Source organism: Lactiplantibacillus sp. 7.2.4 (genome assembly GCF_018991185.1).
GTDB lineage: Bacteria > Bacillota > Bacilli > Lactobacillales > Lactobacillaceae > Lactiplantibacillus > Lactiplantibacillus pentosus.
In genome coordinates, this window is record NZ_JAGYGS010000111.1 from 1 (window position 1) to 3,467 (window position 3,467).

General features: G+C 44.6%; 5 protein-coding genes. 1 reads left to right on the top strand and 4 read right to left on the bottom strand.

The genetic code is table 11. From position 1 onward, the window contains the following. Positions 1 to 390: 390 nt before the first annotated feature. The 4 genes from KGF70_RS16550 to KGF70_RS16565 all read right to left on the bottom strand — a co-directional run bounded on the left by KGF70_RS16550 (position 391) and on the right by KGF70_RS16565 (position 2,742). Complete coding sequence (locus KGF70_RS16550; RefSeq protein WP_216768523.1) at positions 391 to 675, bottom strand: MazG-like protein; 285 nt, start codon at positions 673 to 675, stop codon at positions 391 to 393. 133 nt (positions 676 to 808) lie between these two features. After that, the gene (locus KGF70_RS16555; RefSeq protein WP_105960778.1) at positions 809 to 1,192 is read right to left on the bottom strand and encodes a hypothetical protein; all 384 of its coding nucleotides are present in this window, start codon (positions 1,190 to 1,192) and stop codon (positions 809 to 811) included. Positions 1,193 to 1,407: 215 nt separating this feature from the next. Beyond that, on the bottom strand, positions 1,408 to 1,929 hold the full coding sequence (locus KGF70_RS16560) for a DUF1097 domain-containing protein (RefSeq protein WP_216768524.1): 522 nt from the start codon (positions 1,927 to 1,929) through the stop codon (positions 1,408 to 1,410). A gap of 15 nt (positions 1,930 to 1,944) precedes the next feature. Continuing rightward, positions 1,945 to 2,742 (bottom strand): hypothetical protein, encoded by a 798-nt coding sequence (locus tag KGF70_RS16565; protein WP_216768525.1) that lies wholly within the window; start codon positions 2,740 to 2,742, stop codon positions 1,945 to 1,947. A 95-nt stretch (positions 2,743 to 2,837) separates the two neighbouring features. Between KGF70_RS16565 and KGF70_RS16570 the strand changes: the two genes are divergently transcribed. Next, on the top strand, positions 2,838 to 3,467 hold a 630-nt coding region (locus KGF70_RS16570; RefSeq protein WP_216768526.1), incomplete at its 3' end, for a Crp/Fnr family transcriptional regulator.

The following is a 3,467-nucleotide window of genomic DNA, read 5'->3' on the forward strand; positions in this document are numbered from 1 at the left end:
TTTTAAAATTAAGTATTCATCCCACCATTTCCATAACAAACGTTTTTGCATCCTAATTTTCATCAATTAATTTGATGTGCTAAACAAAATCAGCACGTTCATGGCTGGATTTGGCCATTAAGGACTATATACATATTTATTTGTTTATTGCTGAAGCGATGCGGTATTTCACACCTGATGCTTTGGTATATCGAGTCACTAAAAAAGCCTAGCAATTTCAATGAAATCACTAGACTCTTTATTGGACTGTATCTGCTGCTATGACGGTTAGCCCATGTCGCGACGATTAATTAGCCGCCAAATAAATCACCGATAACGCCTTGCGTCCCCGACCAGCCTATCTGCCCAACAGCTGTCGCTCTACCCCTTAAGCTGTGACGCCTTATCGTTCTAAAATTTTGTCACCGCTTGGTCCAAATCAACTTCATTTGCATCAGCCAAGACGCTTAACCACCAGATTGATTCACCAATTTTGTCCGCAAGTAACTGCTGGTCTTGACCATCTGGCCAGCTACCTTGATGAGCCATGACTTGCCGACCAACTAACGCTGCATCCGTCAAGAAGGCCAGTGCATCTTGCTCAGTGGTCCACGGATGGCCGTCTTGCTTCATTTCCAATTGATGATATTGTTCACGAATCTTTGCTGAGCGTTGTGCAACTTCTTTGATTTCCAAATCATTAACCTCAATTCGTTTTTATCTTGAATAGGTGCTTCATCCTATTGTTGGAACGGATTTTTGAATTTTCATAACGTAAATCAGTCCGGTAATGGATCAAGTAGTCTTATTCTTAACCAACTTCAATCAATCAGCCTTGCTCATCCGTACTTTCCCGAGCACCCGCAAACATAAATTCAACCACATCAACCAATATAACCACCGGTAACAAATAAACCACCCCAATAAAATACCAAAATGCTTCATTGAAGCTAATCACGCTATAGCGTGCGAAAAGCAACAGCGTCCCGCAACACAATAATAGTAATAGCGCGCAGATTTTTCGCTGTAACCCTGTCTTCACCACTGCCGATACCCCCAGTAAACCGGCCAAAATACCACAAGTCACATACCCAATCAATTGATCACTATCCAACTTAAATCCGGTATGTACACCGGTTGATAAATAAAGTGCAGCGAGATAGACCGCTAAATAGCCTCCTGTGATTATTTGGACGCGTCGATAAGCTTTCATTTGACGTTTTCCCCCATTCTGTCCAATGTTTGTACCATCGTAGACTTTTATTCTACCATTGTGGTGTGTACGGGCCAAACGTTGGTTAGTGTGCAAATCAGTACGCGATGACGGCCGGTTGCTTGCAACGATGACTAATCAGTGGCAGTACTACATCACAAGCAAAAAGCCTCAGCGGATGAACTAAGTCATCCGCTGAAGCCAGCACATCAATTTTACTTATTATCATGTTTCATGAACCAATTATTAAAGACGACACCACCGACGCCAATTAAGTACACGCCGACAAGCATGGACAAGGCTAGCTGTAGCGGCAGCCAATGCCAGCTGGTCATCGTTTCATGACCTAAGACCAGAATCGTAATCGCCCAGCCGGATAGCCAAGCCGTCGCATCCACGAACCGGCCCACGACCGTCAAGCCACAGACTACAACACTGACTGCGCCCAAAATACAGAGGCTTAAAAATTGATTCATGGATGGACTACCCGGCAACGCCGTCAGCTTCAGTGCCACCATCCCCCAAGGAATCCCAATCAACAAGCCTAAAATAATCGGCAAGGCTTTCTTAGGGTCATTTCCTTTTGCAGTGAACAGGCCGGCAGAAATTAGCGCCACAGCGCCAGTCTCGACCCCAAATTTGGGGCTCAGCACCGCCCACAATGGCGGGATAACGGCAATGAAGATGGCTGTCGTCACCGTTTGAATCACGTGTTGACTGCTAGTTTTGATTGTCATTCACCACCCGCCGATTTAGAACTTATCTTTGTTTTCAGCGTAAAGACTTGGTAAAATTTGAGCTAGGTTGGTCATTTCCTTGATGTTATGCAACCCGAGCCGTTTGGCAACTTCACCGTCGATTTTGGCATCATCAGGAATTACACAAACAGGTTCATGCGTTTGCAGATCGACATTCCAGCCTAGCCAGAAGCGACTGCGTAATTCAATCCCACCATCGACGGGGCGAACCACGTGTAACATCAGGGCCGTCTCACCATTGGCGGCCGCCACAATATCTGAATCGCTTTGCGCCAGCAGTTGTGGGTCATAGCCCAAATCGACCGGGTTTTTGAAATTAATATCGATTTTTTCAGGGCCAAAACCAGTATCTTCGGTAACTGTATGAGAAACACCGTAAATTCGTTCGACCATCGGAATTGATTGGTCCTTCAGTTGCGCCTCAGTCCCATTTTTGACGACGACATCGTAATGATCATCCTTATTCCAAATGACGTAACGCATTGATTCTAGGCCATGCCAAGCAAACCACCAATGTAACATTTCTGCCGTCACGTTCGGCATTTTTAAGTGGTTCGCCATGAACGCGGTCCCATCCGGCATTTGGCAATAACCGACCTCAGTCTTCAAGTAACCTGGCTTCAATAAATCATTGCGGTCTTGCACCGGGGTCGCATCTTTTGGATTGATTGGGGCTTGCACCATCTTCTTTCGTGCAGTTGGATCGACTTTCGCCATGTCTTGTAAATAATACTTATAGTACGGCAACGTTGCCGCGTTAGCAGGGATGTTTTGTGTGAATTTTTCTGTCATAATTAAGTTCCTCCTATCAAATTACAAGACTTAGTTTAACCCGGTGGCAGGTATTAAAAATTATCTTAAGACAATTGTTGGGGGAATTATTTAATATGGAATTTTTTATTCAACAGGATTACCAAGATTTTAAAGACGACTTACTAAAATTACCGCACACCCAGAAAATGATTGCTGCAAATGAGGAAATCTCGCTGACCAATCAAACTTACTTCATCGTTTCCGGACGAGTCGTTGAAATCCTATTGTTGCCGGATGGCGAAGCCCACGCATTGGTCGCCTATGGCCCGCAAACATTATTTCCACCACTATTTTCAGCATCAATGCCGACAAAAGATGAGTTGATTTTCCGCTTCGTCCAACCCAGTACCCTATGGTGTTATGACAACACACTACTCGCTAACTACGCCGAGCAGCATCGCACTTTCGCCAAGCAACTCAACCAGAGTTATCTCAAACACATGAACTATTATCTAAATGATATTAGCCAATTGATTACTTCATCAGGCATGCAACGTCTCGTCACTTTTCTGAATTACTATCTGGATGAACACCACCCGAGTGATAATTTGATTCCAATCCGTCAGAAGAATCTTGCCCGGCTGATTGCGTTGAACCCTACCAATATGTCGCGGAATATTAAGAAGCTCAAGGAAGCCAGCATCGTCCAAGTCTCAGGTGCCGGCATCACGGTGTTAAATCCTGAAGCACTCAAAACATACTTA